The sequence below is a fragment of the Nocardia sp. Root136 genome (genome assembly GCF_001427185.1).
Lineage (GTDB): Bacteria > Actinomycetota > Actinomycetes > Mycobacteriales > Mycobacteriaceae > Nocardia > Nocardia salmonicida.
Map to the genome: position 1 here is coordinate 14,746 of NZ_LMFE01000014.1, position 19,343 is coordinate 34,088.

The window sequence follows — 19,343 nt, forward strand, 5'->3', positions numbered from 1 at the left end:
GTCCGCGATGCCGATTCCGTCCGCACCCTTGTCCAGGCCCGACACCGTGGTGCGTGCGGGCGCGCCCGATCGCAACGGGTCGAGCCCGGTGCACTCGGTGTCGGTGGTCGTTCCGGTGTACCGGGGTGAGGACACGATCGCCGCGCTGGTCGCCGAGTTGGACCGGCTGACGGGCCCGAGCACGACGGCAGCGGGCGCCCGGTTCGCCGTCGAGGAGATCATCCTCGTCCACGACAACGGTCCCGACCGCTCCGATGTCGTCCTGCAGGAACTCGAGGGCTCCTTCCCGCAGGTGCGCGCGGTCTGGCTGAGCCGCAATTTCGGTCAGGACGCGGCGACGATCGCCGGTATGGCGGCGGCGCAGGGCGACTGGATCGTCACGATGGACGAGGACGGTCAGCACGACCCCGCGTTCATCGCGGACTTCCTCGACGCGGCGCTGGCCTCGCGCGCGGACCTGGTCTATTCGAAGCCGTCCAACACCCGCCCGCACGGCTTCCTGCGCAATCTCACCTCACGCGGCGCCAAAGTGGTCCTCGCGACGGTGTTCGCGTTCCCGGATTCGACACGCTTCGAGAGCTTCCGGCTGATCCGCGGTGACATCGGTCGCCAGCTCGCCGAGGTCGCGGCCAACGGTGTGTACCTCGACGTGGCGCTCACCTGGGTCGTCGGCAATACGGTGTCGGTGCCGGTGGTGCTGCGCGCCGAAGGCCGTGAGGAGTCCGGCTACAACTATCGCCGCCTGTTCTCGCTGTTCTGGAAGATGGTGCTGTGCAGCGGCACTCGCGGCCTCCGGCTGGTGAGCATGCTCGGGGTCACCCTCGCGCTGGCCGGGGTGATCATGGCCGGGGTGGTCATCGTGCAGGCGCTCACCCAGGACAACCACGATCCCGAGGGTTGGGCCTCGATCATCGTGGTGATGCTGCTGTGCTCGGGCGCGATGCTGTTCTCGCTCGGACTGATCGCCGAGTATCTCGGTGTCGCACTGCACATCCTGGTCGGCAAGCCGCTCTACCTGACGGTGCAAACCCCGACACCGCGCCCGGATACGATGCATGTGCCGGCCGTGAACCATCTAGTCGACGCCGTGGTACCGGCAGCCGCGACGGAGAAGGGCCACCGCGAGTGAGCGACCGCATCATCTTCAGCAGGCCGTTCCGCGCTGCCGCTGAACGCCCCAATCTGATGACCGTGCTCGATTCCGATCACAGTCATGGCGACGGTCAATTCACCAAGTCGGCGACCGCGAAGATCAAGGCCATCACCGGCGCCGACCACGCGCTGCTCACCACCTCGTGCACGCACGCACTCGAATTGGGCGCGCTGCTGCTCGAGCTCGGCCCCGACGACGAGGTGATCGTCCCCAGTTTCGCGTTCACCTCCGCGGCCACCTCGATGGCATTGCGTGGTTCCACCTGTGTGTTCGTCGACATCGACGAGTCCACCGGCAATATCGACCCCGCCGCCGCGGCCGCCGCGATCACCGACCGCACCAAGGCCATCGTGGTGATGCACTACGGCGGTGTCGCCGCCGACATGGAACCGCTGCTCGCGCTGGCCGCCCAGCACGGCGTCGCGATCATCGAGGACAACGCGCACGGCCTCGGTGGCACCTGGCGTGGCAGGCAACTCGGCACGATCGGCACCCTCGGCACGCAGAGTTTCCACGACACCAAGAACGTGCACTGCGGCGAGGGCGGCGCGCTGCTGCTCTCGGACGAGATCCTGATGGGTCGCGCCGAGATCATGCGGGAGAAGGGCACCGACCGCGCTCGCTTCCTGCGCGGTCAGGTCGACAAGTACTCCTGGCAGGACATCGGTTCGAGCTACCTGCCCAGCGAACTCAACGCCGCCGTGCTCGACGCCCAGCTGGCCGAGTTCGACACCATCCAGGCCAACCGTCACCGTGTGTGGAACACCTACGCGGCCGCGCTGCCCGAGTGGGCCGCGCGCAACGACGTGCGCCCGATGACGGTGCCCGCCGACGCGGGCCATACCGCGCACCTGTTCTACCTGCGCATGCCCACCGAGGACAGCCGCGACGGCATCATCGCCCACCTCGCCGAACGCGGCATCGTCGCGCCGTTCCACTACATTCCGCTGGACTCGAGCCCGGCCGGCCTCAAGTACGGCCGCACCCCGGTGCCGTGCACGCGCTCGGCGAACTTCTCGGCGACGATCGTGCGACTGCCGCTGTGGCCGTTGCTCAGCGAGGCCCAGCTCGGTCGGGTCGTCGACGCGGTCACCGAATACCGGGTGTAGCCCTCTCTACGAACAAGGCCGCCCGGTTGCGCCGGGCGGCCTTTGTCGTGCAACGGACCGCGGCCGGGACACCCCCGCCGCGGTCGCCGGTCAGCTCCCGCCGAACAGCACCGCCGCGACCGCGTCGGTGAGCACCTCGTAGGTCTCGGTTTCCCGGTTGTAGATCCAGGTGCCCGGGCCCGCCTCGGGCAGACCCGCGGCCTGGACCGCCGACGCCGAGGGGCGGAAGCTGGCGCTACGCGGGATCTCGTCGACGACGTAGACCAGGTCGGGACGCTGGGAACCCTCCAGCCCGCGCATCGCCTCGGTGACATCGCCCGGTTCGATCCGGAACCCGTGACGCACGCTCAGCGCGGCTGCGGCGATGACCCCCGCCGCGGTCTTCAGCCCGAACGCGACCTCCATGTCGACCGGGGTGATGTCGTTGAGCATGTCCACGATCGGCTGGGTGAACACCGGGCCGCGTGCGGTGCGGATCACCGTGTCGCGCCGGTCGACCAGCCAGTAGTCACCGTCGCTGTCGCGCCGGAACAGATTCTCCGTCGGCCACCAGGCGTCACCGGCCCGGAATACGCCGCGCAGGCCGCCGTCGGAGATGTCGCCACCGTCGACGGCCTTGCCGAGCAGCAGGCCGGGTTCGTTGTCGGCGCAGCGGCGCGCGAATCCGTCGTCGCCGACGAGGATCTGTTCGCTGATCGGGTCGTAGGCGACCAGTTCCACGCGCGCGGTGCCGGGCACGGGCCTGCCTTTGGAGCCGATCTTGGCGCCGGTGACATTCGCCAGCACCACGTCACCGTCGATCGAGGCGTAGAACTCGAGCACCCTGGCCGGGACGAACTGTTCGACCGTGCGCCGCCAGAGTCCAGCGGGCATACCGGAGCCGATGAACAAGCGGATCGGGTGGTTGTGGCCCGCGGGGAAGACCTTGGCGTCGAGCAGATCGCGCAGCATGGTCCAGGTGTAGGTGACGACCGTGACGCCGTAGCGATGCACCTCTTCGGCGAAGCGGTTCGGGTCCATGTCCACCGGCCTGGCCAGCGCGATCCGGCTGCCACCAGCGATCGCCCCACCGAGACTCACCAACAGCCCCGACGAATGATGCAGTGGCGCAAGGCAGTACACGGTGTCGCGACGGTCGAGATCGGCCGCGCTCGCGGTGCCGAACGCCGAGAGCGCCCAGCGATGGTTGGTGATGTACTTCGCCTCGAGGCGGTCGCCGGAGCCGAGCACGAGCACGAACGCGAGTTCGCGCGCCAGACCCGGGTTCGGCCGGTACCACGCGGGCACCCTGACCTTCGCCGGGTCGATCTGCTCCAGGTCGACCACCCGGTCACTGGTGGCCACCGCGAGCGAACGACTGTCGCCGCCGCCGAGCACGAGCACCCTGGCAGCGGTCGCGGCGGCCGAGCGCAGGTTCTCCGGGTCGGTGACCAGCGTCTGCACGCCGGTCAGCTCGATGGCGCGGTCGAGTTCGGCGCCGGGCGCGAGCAACACCGCGACAGCGCCGATCCGCGACAGCGCGGCCACCGAGGCCAGCGCACTCGGTCGCGTCTCCATCATCACGCCGACCCGCATCGCGGGCCGGATGCCGACGGAGATCAGGCCGCGCACCACATTGTCGACGCGCTCCTCGACCGCGGCATTGGTGTGCACCCGGTCGTCGAAGAGCACCAGGTCCTTCTGCGGCGCGCGGGAGGCGTGCTCGCTGAGCAGTTTGCCGAGCGAGATACGGGTGTGCGGCTGGATCATCCCGAGCCGCGTCAGCCGAGGCAGCGCCCGCGCCGCCTCGCCCGCCATCTCGATCGATCCGCGAATCGTGTTGCCCGCGATGCCTTCCAGCGCCTTACCGACGCCCGCGCCCGCCTCGGCCAGCCCGGCAGCGGTGTGCACCATCCGGGTGGCGGCGGTGCGCGGCGCGTTGCTCGCGACGTGTTCCTGCATGGGCACGATCTGCTCGGGCAACGTGCCGTTGCCGTCCATCCAGGTGATCCAGTCGCGCACCATCGGCCACGTGTGATTGGTGGCCGTCGAACCGGCGACGAGCCCGAAATGGCCTGCCACCAAGCTGGCTTCGTACACCTCGGCATTGGGCGCGGCCCGCACGATGCCACGCACGGCGGCGGGCTGACCGATGTCGTCGACCTCGCCGACGAACGCGAGAATCGGGCACTTCAGCTCGGCGAGCGACACCGGATGGTCGCGAATCACGAAGCCGCCCAGCATCATCCGGTTGTGGGCGACGAACTGTTTGAGCAGATCGGCCACAGCCGGACCCGAATATCCCACCCAGCCCTCACTGTTGAGGAAGCGGCGCTGACGTTCCTTGGGCAGCAACGCTTCCCGATCGTGCAGTTGCAGCAGGAAGTCGATGCGCGACTTGGCGGTCTTCACCGGATCGAGCATCTGGAAACCGATGCGCACCATCGATTCGGTGATCGGCAGCCGGTGCATCACGTGGTCGGCGAGGAAATCGGCGACTTCGGAAACCAGACCGTAGGGCAGGCCGAACGGCATCCCGTTGACGATGTCGACGGGGCTACCGAAGGTGACGATGGAGGCCACGCCCTTGCCGTAGCGATAGGCGGTGGTCTGGTAGGCGAACATGCCGCCCTGGGAGTACCCCATCAGGTGCACCTGCGCGCCGGTGGCCTCACAGACGGAGTCGATGGCGGAGTTCACCGCGAGTACGTGGTCGGCCAGGTCGCGTTCCCAGCCGCCTTCCTCGGTCGCGGGTGAGCCGAAATCGATGACCCAGCAGTCGATTCCGCTGGCATGCAGGATGCCGACCGCGCCGCCTTCGGCGTTGACGTCCCAGATGTCGGCGTTCACCATCAACGGCGGCACCAGCAGCGCCACCGGACGGCCCGGCGTCGAATCGTCGGGGAAGTAGTGCCGTAGCCGATACATGCGGCGACGCTCGACGACCTCGAAGGGCGAGGACTCGACATCGTGTGACAATCCGCCGAAGCGGATCACCTCCAGCCCGTTCTGCGCGGTAGCCAGCAACCGCTGCACCGAACCGACCACACCTTTTGGACTGATATCCACCGTTCCCACCTGGCCTTACCTGCTTATAGTGACACATCTCACACACCCCGATGTGCTCACATGAGCTAACCACACCAGACCTCTATTATGTGTCGGCTGTGACAGGCCGCATGTTCCAGCGATTCGAATCACATGCCCCGCTCAACGGCCGATCACGCTGCGGTCACAACTCTCGAACGGTTCGCCGTCACACCCGCGATCGCCCCGAAACGGATGACCCAGGCGACCGGAGCCGACTCGTCACGTCGATCAGCCGGCCACCGCCGTGCCCGCAATCGCTTCCCACACAACGGATCTCCCGGTCATCACTATATTTTACCGAATACCCGACGTGCGGCCACTTCGAGCACCTACCATCGTTGACGTCCGGAACGTACTGACACGCATCAGATTTCGTGCAACACCGTTTCACCAGCCCGGTTTCCGCGCAGGACCATTCGCTTCGCACTGTTACCCACCCTTCAGCCTGTCGCGCACCCCTCGCGAACAGGCCGATCGGCCGTGCCGCTCCCCAGGTGAGGACACATGCCATGACCGTTGAGCAGCCCTGTATCACCGGGTACAGAGAGGGCAGCTTCCAGTACCCGATGATCGTCGCCGATAAGGTGGCCAGGTGACCGAACAGCTCGCCGACCCGTCGACCGACCGTGAAGCAATGCCTGTGGAGTTGGTCGACGACGCGGGTGTGGCGATCGGAGCGTGCTCGGTGGCCGATGCTCATCGGCCACCGGGCACGCTCCACCGCGCCTTCTCCGTGCTGCTGTTCGACCGGCACGGGCACGTCCTGCTCCAGCAACGCGCAGCAGTGAAGACCAGGTTCCCGCTGCAGTGGGCCAACACCTGCTGTGGGCATCCGACGCCGGGTCAGGCGGTGACGGAGGCGGCCGCGATCCGGTTGCGCGAGGAGTTCGGGATGGCGGCCGAGCTCACCGAGGTCGGTGCGTTCACCTACCGTGCCGGCGACGAGACGACCGGCCGCGTCGAATACGAATACGACCACGTCCTGATCGGTGTCGTCGGCGATCCGGCCCCGCGGCCGGACCCGGCCGAGATCGCTCACTGGGCGTGGATCGCTCCGCAGGCCGTGCGTGCCGATCTGGCGGAGAACCCCGGCAAGTTCACGCCGTGGCTGGCGCAGGTGCTCGAGATCGCCGGACAGGCCCACCACCCCTGACCGGGCCCGTCCGTGCGATCTTTTTTCGTTCCGTTCTCCATAGCGGTCGACCGGATAGATGCGCATATCTATATCAGTCGATGTTTCTGATTCCTTGGCTAACTCACAGGCTCACCACAGTCCGTGAACAGGCCGTCCGACAAAGCTGAACATCGAACGGTCCGCACGACGGCGAGTGAGGTAACGATGGTCGAGGTCGAGATCAACGACGACACGGTGACAGTCAATGTGCTCGGTGGGCATCGCCTACTCGCCCTACGCCAGCAGGTCGTGATCGACCGCGCCGCGATCACCGAGATCGTCAGCGCCGAAGTGGACCTTCGACCCCCGTGGGTCCGTGCCCCCGGCACCTTCATTCCCGGCGTGATCGCCGCGGGCGTCTACCGCGGCAAAGGCCGCAAAGAGTTCTGGGACACCACTTTCGGCGGCAGCGCGGTGCGCATCGACCTGGACGGGCCCGATTTCACCCGCCTGGTGGTCGACGTCGACGATCTCGACGCGGTGCTGAACGCACTGGCCACCGAGACCGCCGGCGTCTGAAGCGGCCTTCACGAACCGAAGGATTCCAGCAGACCCACGTAGTTCTTCGCGGGCGGTGTCGCGAACTCTCCCCTACCCGACTTGCGCAGTCCCATCGTCAACAGCGACTGCACGGTCAACGTCGCCGCCGCGACACCGTCGATCACCGGCACCCCGATCTCGTCGCGGATGTGCGCGCACAGATCAGCCATTCCCGCGCACCCGAGCACCACAGCGTCGGACCCGTCCTGCGCGACGGCCACCCGACACGCCTCGGTGACGATCTTGCGCGCGTCCGGGTCGGTATCGAGTGCGAGTACCGGTATCTCACACGCGTGAATCCCCCGGCAGAACCTCTGCATCCCATAGTGTTGCGCCAGATCCGCCGCCCGCCCGATGGTGCGGTCGAGCGTCGTGACGACACTGAATCCGCGACCCAGGTGACTCGCGGTGCGCATGGCCGCCTCCGCGATCCCGATCACCGGTCCCGCCGCCAGTTCCCGTGCCGCGTCCAATCCCGGATCACCGAAGCAGGCGATGACATACCCGTCCACGCCGTCGGCCTCGCCCTGCCGGATCGCGGCGAGCAGGCCGGGCACACTCATCGCTTCGTCGTAGTGGCTCTCGATCGAGGCGGGCCCGATCTCGGAGGTGACCGCGTCGAGCAGTGTGCCCCGGCCCGCGACGGCCAGCGCACACTGCTCGATCGTGTCGGTCATCGCCCGCGTGGTGTTCGGGTTGACGACCCTGATGCGCATCAGACACCGACCTCCTCGGCAGCGGCCGCGCGCCTGGCGCCGGTCAGCAGGTAGTAGACGACGAAGCCGATGCCGCAGCCGATGAACCAGCTGTACTGGGCGGCGGTGTGCATGCCGGGCAGGCTGTTGGCCAGCACCGGGAACACCGCGACAGCGGCGGCGACGGCGGTCGCGATGATCGCGGCCGGGTGGTAACCCTTCGTGTAGTAATAGGTCCCGGTCTCCGACATCGTGAACAGATCGTCGACGATCACCTTCTGTTTGCGCACCAGGTAGTAATCGCAGATCAGTACCCCGAACAGCGGGCCGATGAAGGCGCCGAGCACCTCGAGGGTGTAGTGGATGACGTCGGGATTGTTGTACAGATTCCAGGGCGTGATCAGCACCGAACCGACCGCCGCGATCATGCCGCCCGCCCGCCAGCTGATCCGCTGCGGACTCACGTTCGAGAAATCGAAAGCCGGTGAGATGAAGTTGGCGACGATATTGATCCCGATGGTGGCGATGGTGAAGGTGAGTGCGCCGAGCACGATCGCGAAGGTGGAATCGATCTCGGCGACGGTGGCGACCGGATCGGTGATGAGTTCGCCGTACACCGGCAAGGTCAGCGAGGCGGTGACCACGACCAGTACCGAGAAGACCAGGAAATTCACCGGGAGCCCGAGGAAGTTGCCTTTCTTCACCGCGGCGAAGCTCTTGCCGTATCGAGAGAAGTCGCCGAAGTTGAGCATCGGACCCGAGAAATACGACACGACGAGCGCGATCGCGCCGAGCATCACCGGCACCGACGCCCAGCCGGTGTATTTCACATCGCCGAGGTTCAGATCGATGGCACTCCAGCCCGCCTTCGCGATGAGGTAGCCGCAGAGCAGGAACATGACGACATACACAGCGGGACCGCAGAAGTCGATGAACTTGCGGATCGATTCCATGCCGCGCCAGAACACGCACGCCTGCACCACCCACAGCAGCAGGAAGCTGCCCCAGCCAAGGGCCGACAGGCCGAGGAACCCGTAGTCGGCGGTGACGGCGTAGGGCGCCAGCCCCGGAAACAGTTTCACCAGAACGACATCCAAGGCCGCCGACGCGAGGAACGTCTGAATGCCGTACCAGGCCACCGCGATCAACCCACGGATGATCGCGGGGACGTTGGCGCCGAGCACGCCGAACGCGCTGCGGCAGATCACCGGATAGGGCACGCCGGTCATCTGACTCGGTTTCGCCACCAGATTGCAGAAGAAATACACGATGGTGATGCCGAGGAGCAACGCGGCGAGCACCTGCCAACTCGCCAGACCGAGCGCGAAAAGGCTTCCCGCCGTGACATATCCACCCACGCTGTGCACGTCCGACATCCAGAACGCGAAGATGTTGTAAGTGCCCCAATTCTGCTTGCGCAGCGGCGCCAGATCATCGTTGGTCAGCCGCGGATCATAAGTGGGAGGTTCGCCGGCGAGAACCGCCGAGGACGTAATGGTGTCGGTCATGATCGTTCCCGTCCGAAAGGGTACATCTGCTGAACTGACGGTAAGTATCAGCAGTTGCCCTGCGGTTTCCCGGGAATTTCGCGCCTATTGCACCGAAGATATATCTTCCGGCGCGAGCAGTCCGGTATCGGTCGGCAGGGTCGCGACCACCTTTTCCAGCCTCCGGTGGTGCTCCTCAGCGGCCACGAGGAGGCGGTCGATATCGCGCGCGAGGAACGCGTCGAGCATGGCGATATGGTCGATGTGCAGGCGCTCGCGGTCGAGCCGGTCGATATGGACCATCGACTGCACCGGCTCGGTGACATTCCACGCGGCTTCGAGCATGTGCAGCAGCCGGAACATCCGTGACGGCCGCGTCAGCGCCACATGGAAGCTGCGGGACTGCCGCTGGTATGCCTCGGGATCGTCGTCGAGGATGGCGCGTTCGAGGAGGTCGTTCACCGCGAGCAGGTGCGCGCGTTCGGGCTCGTCGGCGTGCATCGCGGCCGCGGCGAGCGACGCCGTCTCCAAAGTGTCACGCACGATGTACATTTCGCGCAGTTCACGGGCGGTGAGCTGGGCCACCTGGTAACCGCGCTGCGGGCGGTGGGTGACCAGCCCCTCCCCGATCAGCGTCTTGAGCGCCTCACGGACCGGGATATGACTCACCCCGAACAGCTCGGCGACTTCACGCAGCGGGATCACGGTGCACGGCGGTACGGCGCCGTCGAGGATCACCCGGCGCAGTTCGCCGAGGATCACTTGCGGTCGGCCTGGCTCATCGACCACAAGCCTTGCGAGCAGCGCCGATCGTCGTCTCGAGGACATGCGAACATGCTATGGCCGGTGTATTGCGCGCGGGCTGCCCGATGTGACAGTTGGGAAACGATCACCGTACCGACCGGTCCCCAGTGTGCGATGGCATGCTCGGGTGATGGGAGTTACCACAACACAGTCGGTGGATCGCCGTTTCGTCCGCTTGGTCGCCGTCTTCGACCATCTGTTCCGCAAGCCCGCACACGGCGGTGGCGCGCTGTGTGTCTATCTGCACGGCGAGCCGGTGGTGGATGTGTGGGCGGGCTATGCGAGTCCGGGTGTGCCGTGGACGGCGGAGTCGGTCGCGTTGGGTTTCTCCACCGGAAAAGGCGTGGCCTCCACAGTGATCCACCAGTTGGCCGATCGCGGGCAGCTCGACTACGACAGTCCCGTCGCCGAGTACTGGCCGGAGTTCGCCGCCGCGGGCAAGGCCGACATCACCGTGCGCGATGTGCTCACCCACCGCGCGGGCCTGCACCGTCTGCGCGGTCTGCTGCCCGGCCCGATCGAGAGTTTCCTCGATGACGAAGCCGTCACCGCCGCCTTGGCCGCGGCCGCTCCCGACCCTCGACACCGGATCACCAGCGGCTATCACGGCATCAGCTACGGGCACTTGGCCGCCGAGATCGTCCAGCGGGTCACCGGCCGCGATTTCGTCGATGTGGTGCGCACCGAGCTCGCCGAACCCCTCGACGCCGAAGAACTCTGGTTCCGGGTGCCGCACGACCAGCGCCACCGCATCGCCACCACCTTCCCGCGCCTGCGCGCCGCGGGCATGGACTGGGACACCGGCTCCGACCTGCTCACCCGCACCCGCTTCAGCGCCGCCGCCGAAACCACCCCGCGCGGTTTCGCCGACCTGATCGTCGATGCGCGCGTGCACGATTCGGTGATGCCCGGGGTGAACGGCGTCTTCTCCGCGCGCGCCCTGGCTCGCCTCTACGCCGCCCTCGCCAACGGCGGCGAGCTCGAGGGCACCCGCATCCTGTCCCCCGACTCGATTCCCCGCTTCGCCACCCGCCAGGTCTTCACCCCCGACTATGTGCTGGCGTTTCGTATCCCGTGGGCCCTCGGCTTCCACGGCGTTCCCATGAAACCCTCCAAGGCCGACCCCATCTCCGCCTTCGGCCATTTCGGCCTCGGCGGCTCCGGCGCCTTCGCCGACCCCGAGACCGGCCTGTCCCTGGCCTTCGTCACCAACCGTCTCGGCGGCAGACTCACCCCGCTGGGTGATGCCCGCCTCACCCGCCTCGGCACCATCGCGCACAACATCGCTAAGACCGAACTAGCCACCTGACACTGCCCGGTCCCGAGCCGGGCCCGGAACCTACGCCTCGTACCGGTCGGGCCTGGCACTATGTGGCGGATGGAGACCGTTGGGCTGGGGCGGATCGAGGAAGCCGCGCGACTGCTGGAGCCGGTGATCCGGCGGACGCCGATCGTGGGGTCGCGGGTGTTGTCGGAGCGGGCGGGCACGCAGGTGCTGCTCAAATGCGAGAACTTGCAGCGAACCGGGTCGTTCAAGCCACGCGGGGCCTACAACCGGATCGCGCATCTTCCCGCGGCGGATCGGGCGCGGGGTGTGGTGGCGGCCAGCGCGGGCAATCACGCGCAAGGGGTGGCATGGGCGGCGAGCGAGCTCGGGATCGCCTCGACGGTGTTCATGCCGGTCGGGGCCTCGCTGCCGAAGCTGGTCGCTACGCGCGCCTATGGCGCCGACGTGCATCTGGTGGGTGACACGATCGATGAATCCTTGATCGCCGCACAGGAATTCGCCGATCGGACCGGCGCGACCCTGATCCATCCCTTCGACCATCCCGACATCGTCGCCGGTCAGGCGACGGTCGCGCTGGAGATTCTCGCGCAGGTTCCCGATGTGGGCACGGTCGTCGTGCCGACCGGTGGCGGTGGGCTGCTCGCGGGCGTCGCGGTGGCCTTGCACGCGTTGGCGCCGAATGTCCGGGTGATCGGCGTGCAGGCGGCCGAGGCGGCGGCGTGGCCGGATTCGCTGGCGGCGGGCCGACCGGTTCGAGTGCCGCGGATGTCGACGATGGCCGACGGTATCGCGGTCGGGCTACCCGGCGCGGTGCCGTTCGTCCATGTCGCCGAGCTGGTGTCCGAGATCGTCACCGTCGACGAGGACGCCCTGTCGAGAGCCCTGCTGCTCTGCCTCGAACGGGCCAAACTCGTCGTCGAGCCCGCGGGTGCGGCGGGCGTCGCCGCCTTGCTCGCGTCCGCGCTCCAGGATCTGCCCGGCCCGGTGGTGACCATCTTGTCGGGCGGAAATATCGACCCGCTGTTGCTCACCCGCGTGATCGGCCACGGCCTCAGCGCCGCGGGCCGCTACCTGGCCATGCACGTCACGATCGATGACCGACCGGGAGCCCTGTCCGCGCTGCTCGCCGTGGTCGGGCGGGCGGGCGCGAGCGTGGTGGACGTCGTGCACTCACGGACGGGTCCGTGGCTGGCCGTCGACGAGGTCGAGGTGTCACTCACCGTGGAAACCCGAGGTGTCGCACACCGCGACGACGTCCTGGACGCCCTGCGTGCCGCCGGTTTCCGCGTCCACGCGGAGCTCTAGGAACCCGGCCCCACCGAGTTTCCGGCAACCACGAGCGCACGCTAGACGCGGCCCTCGGACGCCCGGTCCGGAGGCCAGCGGTCGGTGATCAACTCGGTCATCTGGTCCACCCAGGTGTCGTCGAGGGCGGCGTCGTGGCGGATGAGGATGCGGAAGATCGCGGTGCCCGCTACGACTTCGGCGAGCATGGGGAGTTGATCATCGGCGCGGCGTTCGTGGCCGAAGCGGGATTCGAAGGCGGCGAGGTCGCCTGCCAGTCGGTCGATCATCATTGTGTGCACTTCGGGGGCGGCGACGGTGTCGGCGATCAATCCCGGTAGCGCCGAGCGCACCTCGGGGCTGTCGAACATTTTGCGGACCGTCTCGACCAGCGCCCGGATGTCCGCGCGGATATCGCCGCCCGAAACATCCGGTGGCGCGATGACTTCGGCGGACAGCACGGCCTCGTGGACGAGCTGCGCCTTGTTCGACCAGCGCCGGTAGATGGCGGCCGTGGTTGTTCCGGCGCGCGCGGCGATCGCCGACAGCGACAGCGCGGGGTAACCCGTGTCGAGAATCAGCTCCCTGGTGGCCGCGATGATCGCGGCATCGATCCGGCTGTCGCGTGGGCGCCCCGGGGGGGATGGCGCAGACCTCTTGCCTTCGCTCTCGCCTTCTGTTGTCATGATCACAGCATAATTCCAATACGGCACGCATCATATTTGAGGACGACCTGTGAATCTGAGCCCGCTCGACGAGTACCCGCTGCATCAGGTGGCGGCGCCCCTCACCTGGCCGGGCGCCTCCGATCGGAACTTCTACGATCGGTCCTACTTCAACGTGCTCGACCGGGACGGACGCTTCATGGCGCTCACCGGGATCGGCTATTACCCGCGCCTCGGGGTCAAGGACGCCTACTTCGTCGTCCGCCGGGGTGACACCCAGACCGCGGTGCGGCTGAGCGACGCCATCGACGACGACCGCCTGCACCAACACGTCAACGGCTACCGGATCGAGGTCGTCGAACCCTTGCAGGAGCTACGCCTGACCTTGGCCGAGACCGAGGGCATCGCCGCGGATCTGACCTGGCGCGGGCTGTTCCCCGCCGCGCTGGAGCGGCCGCACGAGATGCTGACCGAGCGGCGAGTGACGTTGCAGGCGTGCCGCTTCGCCCAGGTCGGTACATGGGAGGGCTGGATCGAGGTCGACGGCGAGCGGTTGACGGTCGAGCACGACACCAGTGTGGCGAGCCGTGATCGCTCGTGGGGCATCCGCCCGATCGGCGCGCCCGAACCCGCCGGTCGCCCGGATGCCGCGTTCCGCGGCATGTGGTGGCTCTATCTGCCGCTCGCGTTCGACGACTACCAGCTGTTCCTGATCCTGCAGGAGGATCCCGATGGTCACCGCAGCCTTTACGACTGCACCCGCCGCTGGCGCGACGGTCGCGTCGAGCAGCTCGACGGTGTGCGTGCGACCATCCACTACCGGCCCGGAACGCGGATCCCGACGGGCGCGCACGTCGAGTTCATGAACCGGGCGGGTGATCGGATCGAACTCGACGTCGAATCGAGGTTGTTCGCGCCCATCGCGTTCGGCTCCGGTTACGGCGGCGACTCCTCGTGGGCACACGGCACCTGGAAGGACGGACCGTTCGCGGAACGGGTCAGCTACGACATGACGGATCCGGAGGTCATGGCCAGAGCGCCGTTCAGTCTCATCGACCACGTGGGCCGGGCGGTGTGCACGGAAGCCGACGGGCAGACGCGCGAGGGCGCGGGCCTGTTCGAGCACGGCGTGATCGGACCGCACTATCCGTCGGGTTTCTCCGACTGGACCGACGTGGCGAAATAGGCACGGTGCCATGAAGATCATGACAGCGCTCTACGGGCCGACGGATGCGGTCGAACGCGCGACCGTGCTCCGGGAGGCAGGCGCATCCGGGGTATTCACCTTCGAAGGACCGTTCGACGTGTTCACGCCGCTGGTGCTCGCATCGGCGGTGAAGGGGCTCGACGTGATGTCCAACGTCGCGATCGCGCTGCCCCGCAATCCGATTCAGCTGGCACACCAGGCCAACGATCTGCAACTGCTCACCGAGGGGCGGTTCATCCTGGGTCTGGGCACGCAGGTGCGCGCGCAGATCGAGAAGCGCTACGGGGCCGAGTTCGACCGCCCGGTCGCGCGGATGAAGGAAATGGTGGGGGCGTTGCGCGCGATCTTCGCCACCTGGAACGACGGTGCGCGACTGGACTTTCGCGGTGAGTACTACCGACACACCCTGATGACGCCGACCTTCGTCCCGGGGCCGAACCCGTACGGTCCGCCACCGATCTATCTCGGTGCGCTCGGGCCGCGGTTGACCCGAGCCACCGCGGAGGTGGCCGACGGTCTGCTGGTGATGCCGTTCGGGACGAAACGGTTCCTGCACGAGACCACGTTGCCTGCCGTGCGGGCCGGTCTGTCGGCCGCCGGACGCTCCGAGGACGACTTCGAGGTCGTGCCGGAGATCATCGTCTCGGTCGGTGACGACCACGCCTCGACCCGGATGCTGTTGGCGTTCTACGGTTCCACCCCGGCCTACCGGCCGGTGCTCGACGCCCACGGCTGGGGTGATCTGCAGCCGGAACTCAACGCGATGTCCAAGCAGGGACGGTGGCGGGAGATGGCCGCCCTGATCGACGACGACATCCTCCACACCATCGCCGCGTGCGGCACTCCGGCCGAGGTGGCCGCGCATATTCGCGATCGGGTCGACGGTGTGTCGGACCGGCTCTGCCTCTATCAGCCGGGGCCCATCGCCGTCGACGCGCTCGCCGAGATCGTGGACGCACTGAAAGGATCCACATGTCGCTGACAACGATCGAATTCGACCAGGTCGTCGACGACAGCTACGGCGGCAAGGCGGCCGGGCTGGCCGAGCTGCGCCGTCTCGGACTCGCGGTGCCGGTCGGCTTCGTCATCGCCGACGCTTCCGCACAGGACGGCATCGACGCTGTGACGGAGCGGTTCTCGGAGCTGACCGCCGGCGCGACTTCCGTGGCGGTCCGGTCTTCCGCGGTCGGGGAGGACGGAGACGACCAGTCCTTCGCCGGCCAGTACGACACCGTGCTCGGTGTCGACTCCGTCGATGCCTTCGCCGCGGCCGTGCGCGAGTGCGCCGCGTCCGTCCATTCCCGGCGAGTCGCGTCCTATAGCGAAAAAGCTCCCGCCACTATGCATCTGGTGGTGCAGCAGATGGTCGACGCGCGTGCCGCGGGCGTGGTGTTCACCGCGGATCCGGCAACCGGCCGACGCGACCTCATGGTGATCGACGCCATCGCGGGACTCGGCGAAGCGCTCGTCGACGGTACGGCATCGTCGGACCACATCGTCCTCGATTCCCACGGCGATACCGCCGTGTGCGAGGTCGGCGCGGTCCCCGTCTTGTCGCCGGCGGAGATCGCGGAGATTCGGTCCGACGCGCTGCGCGCAGCGCGGCACTGGGGCAGGCCGATGGACCTCGAGTGGGCGATCGACCGCTCCGGCACACTGTGGTGGCTGCAGGCTCGACCGATCACCACCCTGCCCGGTGACCTCAACGAGATGGATTCGCCGCTCGCGGGCGCCGACCACGTGTACACACGCTGCAACATCGGCGAGATGATGCCGGGGGCCTTCTGCCCGTTGACCGCCTCGGTGTCCGGTTATGCCATCGACTACGCGATGCAGATGACGCAGGTGGTGGCGCGGGCGCAGCCGAGGTACGAGCGGCCGTGGCTGCAGGTCGGCTATTTCTACGGGCACATGTTCCTGAACCTGACCGAGGGCACGGCGCTGAGCTCGGGCCTGCTCGGCAACTCGTTGGAGCAGTTCTCCACATCGATCTGCGGCCGGGTCGTCGAGGAACTGAAGGCCGAACCGCCGAAACCGTTCGCCCGCAGACTCGTCAACACGATCCGACTGACCACGCACGCGTTGTCCGCCGGGCCTGCGATCCGCCGTCTGGACGACAAGATCGCCGGATTCCGGATCCCGACCGGCGACGACCCGCGAGAAATACTGCGCCAGTTGGAGTTCGGTGTCGACGAGTATTGCGACGTCACGCTGACTCATGTGCGGTCCTCGTCCCGCGCGGCTGTCGCGGCCAACATTCTCGAGGGCGTGCTGACAAAACAGGCGGTCGAGAACGGACTCGACGCGGACGAGGGTCGTGCCGAGGCCACCCGGCTGATGGCCGGCGCGTCCGATGTCGAGAGCGCGCTCATGGTGGAGGAGCTCGACGCGGTGGTGCGAACCATCGCCGCCGATCATGCGGCTGCCGAGAGGTTTCTCGCGGCGGAGCCGGCCGACGCGGTGATCGAGCTGCGGACGGCGAGTAACCCCGGCGGCGAGGCGTTGCGACAGTTCTCGGCTCGGCACGGTCACCGCGGGTACCGCGAGCTGTGCATGCGCGATCCGTCCTGGGCCGAGGACCCCGGCGGGCTGGGAGCGATGATGCAGGTCATGCTGCGCTCCGCACTGGATCCGGCCCACCGCGCACCGCTGCCCGCGCCCGAGAGGACGCCCGGATCGGCGACCATCAGGTTTCTCGCCCGGCTGGCGCAGGGCGGCGCCCGAGGACGCGAGAAGACGAAGTCGAAGATGGCGCTGATGGCGCACGCGCTGAAGCTGGGCTACCGCCACCTGGGAGCGGTGCTGGCCGAGTCGGGGCGACTGCCCGATGCCGACCTCGTCTTCTTCTTCGACCGTGCCGAGTTGGCTCGCGTCGTCGGCACCGATGACATCGCCGCACTCGTGCAGTGCGCGCTGCAGCGCCGAGAAGCACTGGCGTACCAGAACTCTCTCGAGTTCGACGACGTGTCGGTGGGCAGGCCCGCCCCGCTGCTCGCCCCGCCGCCGCACGCGATCACCGACGACCAGATCGTGGGCAGGCCCGCGAGCCGAGGCAGCGTCGAAGGCGTTGTGCGCGTGGCGAAGTCGATCGTCGACGCGCGAGAAGTGCGGCCCGGCGAGATCCTGGTCGCCCCGGTCACCGACGTGGGGTGGACGCCGTACTTCACCGTCATCGGCGCGCTGGTCACCGACATCGGCAGCTCGGTATCGCACGGCGCTGTGGTGGCGCGCGAATACGGTCTCCCGTGCGTGGTCAACACCTTGGTGGCCACGAAGGTGCTGCGCACCGGAGACCGGGTCCGGGTAGACGGGGACCGAGGTCTGGTCACCCGACTCGGACCGCCCTGATGCCAGGCCCGCGACCTGGCGATCAGCTCAACCAGGCGCGGGCATCCTCGGCGGTCTTGCGGACCTCGTCGAGCTGTTCGGCCACACGCACACCGGCGGTGCCACCACGCGCGTTACGCGAAGCGATCGAGCCCTGAACCGTGAGCACCTCGCGCACACCGGCGGTGAGCGCGGGGTCGACGGCGGCGAACTCTTCATCGGTCAGCTCGTCGAGACCGACACCGCGCGCCTCGGCGACGCGCACGCACGCACCGGCCGCCTCGTGGGCGACCCGGAACGGAACACCTTGGCGCACCATCCATTCCGCGATATCGGTGGCGAGGGTGAACCCGGCGGGTGCGAGTTCGGCCATGCGGTCGGTGTGGAAGGTCAGGGTGCCGACCAGACCCGCGATAGCGGGCAGGAGGAGTTCGAGCTGGGCCACCGAATCGAACAGGGGCTCTTTGTCCTCCTGCAGGTCCCGGTTGTAGGCCAGCGGTTGGGCTTTCAGCGTGGCGAGCAGGCCGGTCAGGTTACCGATCAGGCGGCCCGCCTTGCCGCGGGTGAGCTCCGAGACATCCGGGTTCTTCTTCTGCGGCATGATCGACGAACCGGTGGACCAGGCGTCGGCCAGGGTCACGTAGCCGAATTCCGGTGTGCTCCAGATGATGACCTCTTCGGCCATCCGGCTCAAATCGACACCGATCATGGCCAGCACGAACGCGGCCTCGGCGGCGAAGTCACGCGAGGAGGTGGCGTCGATCGAATTGGCCGCGGAGGCGGTGAAATCCAGTTCGGCGGCGATCTGCTCGGGGTCGAGGCCGAGCGAGGAACCGGCCAGCGCACCCGAACCGTACGGCGAGATGGCGGCGCGCTTGTCGAAATCACGCAGACGTTCCAGATCACGCAGCAGCGGATGCGCGTGGGCGAGCAGGTGATGCGCGAGGAGCACCGGCTGGGCGGCCTGCAGGTGGGTCTTGCCCGGCATCACGGCGTCGGGGTGCGCGGCGGCCTGGGCGACGAGGGCGTCGACCACGTCGAGCACACCGGCGGCGACGCGACGCACACCGTCACGCAGCCACATCCGGAACAGGGTCGCCACCTGGTCGTTGCGCGAACGACCGGCCCGCAGTCGACCGCCGAGTTCGGTACCGACCCGCTCGATCAGCCCGCGCTCGAGTGCGCCGTGCACGTCCTCGTCGGAGTCGGCGGGGCCGTAGGCGCCCGAGGCGACATCGGCGGCGAGCGCGTCCAGACCGGCCAGCATGGCGGGCAGGTCGTCGTCGGCGAGCAGTCCGGCCTTGTGCAGTACACGGGCATGCGCCTTGGAGGCGCGGATGTCATAGGGGGCCAGCACCCAGTCGAAGTGGGTCGACTTACTCAACGCCGCCATCGCTTCGGCCGGGCCGGAAGCGAATCGCCCACCCCAGAGCGCACCTTCGTTGGTTCCACTGTGGGTCATAGTCGATGTCTCCTCCGGGTCGGGATGGCGGGCATGGATGATGACGGCACCGGCCGATCCGTGGGGACCGGCCGGTGTC

15 protein-coding genes are annotated in these 19,343 nt (G+C 67.7%); 9 read left to right on the forward strand and 6 right to left on the reverse strand.

Translation table 11 applies throughout. The features are described from left to right. The first annotated feature begins 88 nt into the window (after positions 1 to 88). Entirely contained in the window at positions 89 to 1,129 is a 1,041-nt protein-coding gene (locus ASD42_RS32360) for a glycosyltransferase (protein WP_200950555.1), read from the forward strand. Next, positions 1,126 to 2,262, forward strand: coding sequence for a dTDP-4-amino-4,6-dideoxygalactose transaminase (gene rffA / locus ASD42_RS32365; protein ID WP_056824291.1), 1,137 nt, complete (start codon positions 1,126 to 1,128; stop codon positions 2,260 to 2,262). Before ASD42_RS32360 ends, rffA begins: the two co-directional genes overlap by 4 nt. 90 nt (positions 2,263 to 2,352) lie before the next feature. Here rffA and ASD42_RS32370 read toward each other — a convergent pair whose 3' ends face one another. After that, positions 2,353 to 5,310, reverse strand: a complete 2,958-nt coding sequence (locus ASD42_RS32370) for an AMP-binding protein (protein ID WP_056824294.1) — start codon at positions 5,308 to 5,310, stop codon at positions 2,353 to 2,355. 613 nt (positions 5,311 to 5,923) lie between these two features. Here ASD42_RS32370 and idi point away from each other — a divergent pair. Beyond that, a complete protein-coding gene (gene idi / locus ASD42_RS32375) occupies positions 5,924 to 6,484 on the forward strand; it encodes an isopentenyl-diphosphate Delta-isomerase (protein WP_235569911.1) in 561 nt (186 codons plus the stop codon). Positions 6,485 to 6,670: 186 nt separating this feature from the next. Continuing rightward, complete coding sequence (locus ASD42_RS32380) at positions 6,671 to 7,024, forward strand: hypothetical protein (protein WP_056824299.1); 354 nt, start codon at positions 6,671 to 6,673, stop codon at positions 7,022 to 7,024. 8 nt (positions 7,025 to 7,032) lie between these two features. Here ASD42_RS32380 and ASD42_RS32385 read toward each other — a convergent pair whose 3' ends face one another. From ASD42_RS32385 to ASD42_RS32395, 3 genes are all read right to left on the reverse strand, one after another. Next, positions 7,033 to 7,761: an aspartate/glutamate racemase family protein gene (locus tag ASD42_RS32385; protein WP_056824300.1), complete on the reverse strand. Its 729-nt coding sequence runs from the start codon at positions 7,759 to 7,761 to the stop codon at positions 7,033 to 7,035. Continuing rightward, positions 7,761 to 9,248, reverse strand: a complete 1,488-nt coding sequence (locus tag ASD42_RS32390; RefSeq protein WP_056824303.1) for an NCS1 family nucleobase:cation symporter-1 — start codon at positions 9,246 to 9,248, stop codon at positions 7,761 to 7,763. The genes ASD42_RS32385 and ASD42_RS32390 overlap by 1 nt, the downstream gene beginning before the upstream one ends. An 84-nt stretch (positions 9,249 to 9,332) precedes the next feature. After that, positions 9,333 to 10,055 carry a GntR family transcriptional regulator gene (locus ASD42_RS32395; protein ID WP_056824307.1) on the reverse strand — a complete coding sequence of 241 codons (723 nt, stop codon included), beginning with the start codon at positions 10,053 to 10,055 and terminating at the stop codon, positions 9,333 to 9,335. A gap of 106 nt (positions 10,056 to 10,161) precedes the next feature. On the opposite strand from ASD42_RS32395, the gene ASD42_RS32400 reads away from it, so the two are divergent. Further along, positions 10,162 to 11,340 carry a serine hydrolase domain-containing protein gene (locus ASD42_RS32400; protein ID WP_056824310.1) on the forward strand — a complete coding sequence of 393 codons (1,179 nt, stop codon included), beginning with the start codon at positions 10,162 to 10,164 and terminating at the stop codon, positions 11,338 to 11,340. A gap of 60 nt (positions 11,341 to 11,400) precedes the next feature. Next, positions 11,401 to 12,624: a threonine ammonia-lyase gene (gene ilvA / locus ASD42_RS32405; RefSeq protein WP_056824312.1), complete on the forward strand. Its 1,224-nt coding sequence runs from the start codon at positions 11,401 to 11,403 to the stop codon at positions 12,622 to 12,624. Between the two features lie 41 nt (positions 12,625 to 12,665). Here the strand turns inward: ilvA and ASD42_RS32410 are convergent, their stop codons facing one another. Then, positions 12,666 to 13,289, reverse strand: coding sequence for a TetR-like C-terminal domain-containing protein (locus tag ASD42_RS32410; protein WP_056824315.1), 624 nt, complete (start codon positions 13,287 to 13,289; stop codon positions 12,666 to 12,668). Between the two features lie 49 nt (positions 13,290 to 13,338). On the opposite strand from ASD42_RS32410, the gene ASD42_RS32415 reads away from it, so the two are divergent. Genes ASD42_RS32415 through ASD42_RS32425 form a run of 3 tightly spaced genes read left to right on the forward strand, consistent with a single transcriptional unit; the run spans position 13,339 to position 17,823 of the window. Next, complete coding sequence (locus ASD42_RS32415) at positions 13,339 to 14,454, forward strand: hypothetical protein (protein WP_056824317.1); 1,116 nt, start codon at positions 13,339 to 13,341, stop codon at positions 14,452 to 14,454. Between the two features lie 10 nt (positions 14,455 to 14,464). Further along, on the forward strand, positions 14,465 to 15,457 hold the full coding sequence (locus tag ASD42_RS32420) for a TIGR03617 family F420-dependent LLM class oxidoreductase (protein ID WP_056824319.1): 993 nt from the start codon (positions 14,465 to 14,467) through the stop codon (positions 15,455 to 15,457). After that, positions 15,448 to 17,823, forward strand: a complete 2,376-nt coding sequence (locus tag ASD42_RS32425) for a PEP/pyruvate-binding domain-containing protein (protein WP_056824322.1) — start codon at positions 15,448 to 15,450, stop codon at positions 17,821 to 17,823. The genes ASD42_RS32420 and ASD42_RS32425 overlap by 10 nt, the downstream gene beginning before the upstream one ends. Positions 17,824 to 17,845: 22 nt before the next feature. On the opposite strand, the gene argH is transcribed toward ASD42_RS32425, so the two are convergent. Continuing rightward, entirely contained in the window at positions 17,846 to 19,264 is a 1,419-nt protein-coding gene (gene argH, locus ASD42_RS32430) for an argininosuccinate lyase (RefSeq protein WP_056824324.1), read from the reverse strand. Positions 19,265 to 19,343: the final 79 nt, after the last annotated feature.

Excerpts from the sequence above, each read along its gene's own strand:
- ASD42_RS32380 (WP_056824299.1), top strand. The coding sequence starts at position 6,671 with ATGGTCGAGGTCGAGATCAACGACGACACGGTGACAGTCAATGTGCTC.
- ASD42_RS32385 (WP_056824300.1), bottom strand. The coding sequence starts at position 7,761 with ATGCGCATCAGGGTCGTCAACCCGAACACCACGCGGGCGATGACCGAC.
- ASD42_RS32390 (WP_056824303.1), bottom strand. The coding sequence starts at position 9,248 with ATGACCGACACCATTACGTCCTCGGCGGTTCTCGCCGGCGAACCTCCC.
- ASD42_RS32395 (WP_056824307.1), bottom strand. The coding sequence starts at position 10,055 with ATGTCCTCGAGACGACGATCGGCGCTGCTCGCAAGGCTTGTGGTCGAT.
- ASD42_RS32400 (WP_056824310.1), top strand. The coding sequence starts at position 10,162 with ATGGGAGTTACCACAACACAGTCGGTGGATCGCCGTTTCGTCCGCTTG.
- ilvA (WP_056824312.1), top strand. The coding sequence starts at position 11,401 with ATGTGGCGGATGGAGACCGTTGGGCTGGGGCGGATCGAGGAAGCCGCG.
- ASD42_RS32410 (WP_056824315.1), bottom strand. The coding sequence starts at position 13,289 with ATGACAACAGAAGGCGAGAGCGAAGGCAAGAGGTCTGCGCCATCCCCC.
- ASD42_RS32420 (WP_056824319.1), top strand. The coding sequence starts at position 14,465 with ATGAAGATCATGACAGCGCTCTACGGGCCGACGGATGCGGTCGAACGC.
- ASD42_RS32425 (WP_056824322.1), top strand. The coding sequence starts at position 15,448 with ATGTCGCTGACAACGATCGAATTCGACCAGGTCGTCGACGACAGCTAC.
- argH (WP_056824324.1), bottom strand. The coding sequence starts at position 19,264 with ATGACCCACAGTGGAACCAACGAAGGTGCGCTCTGGGGTGGGCGATTC.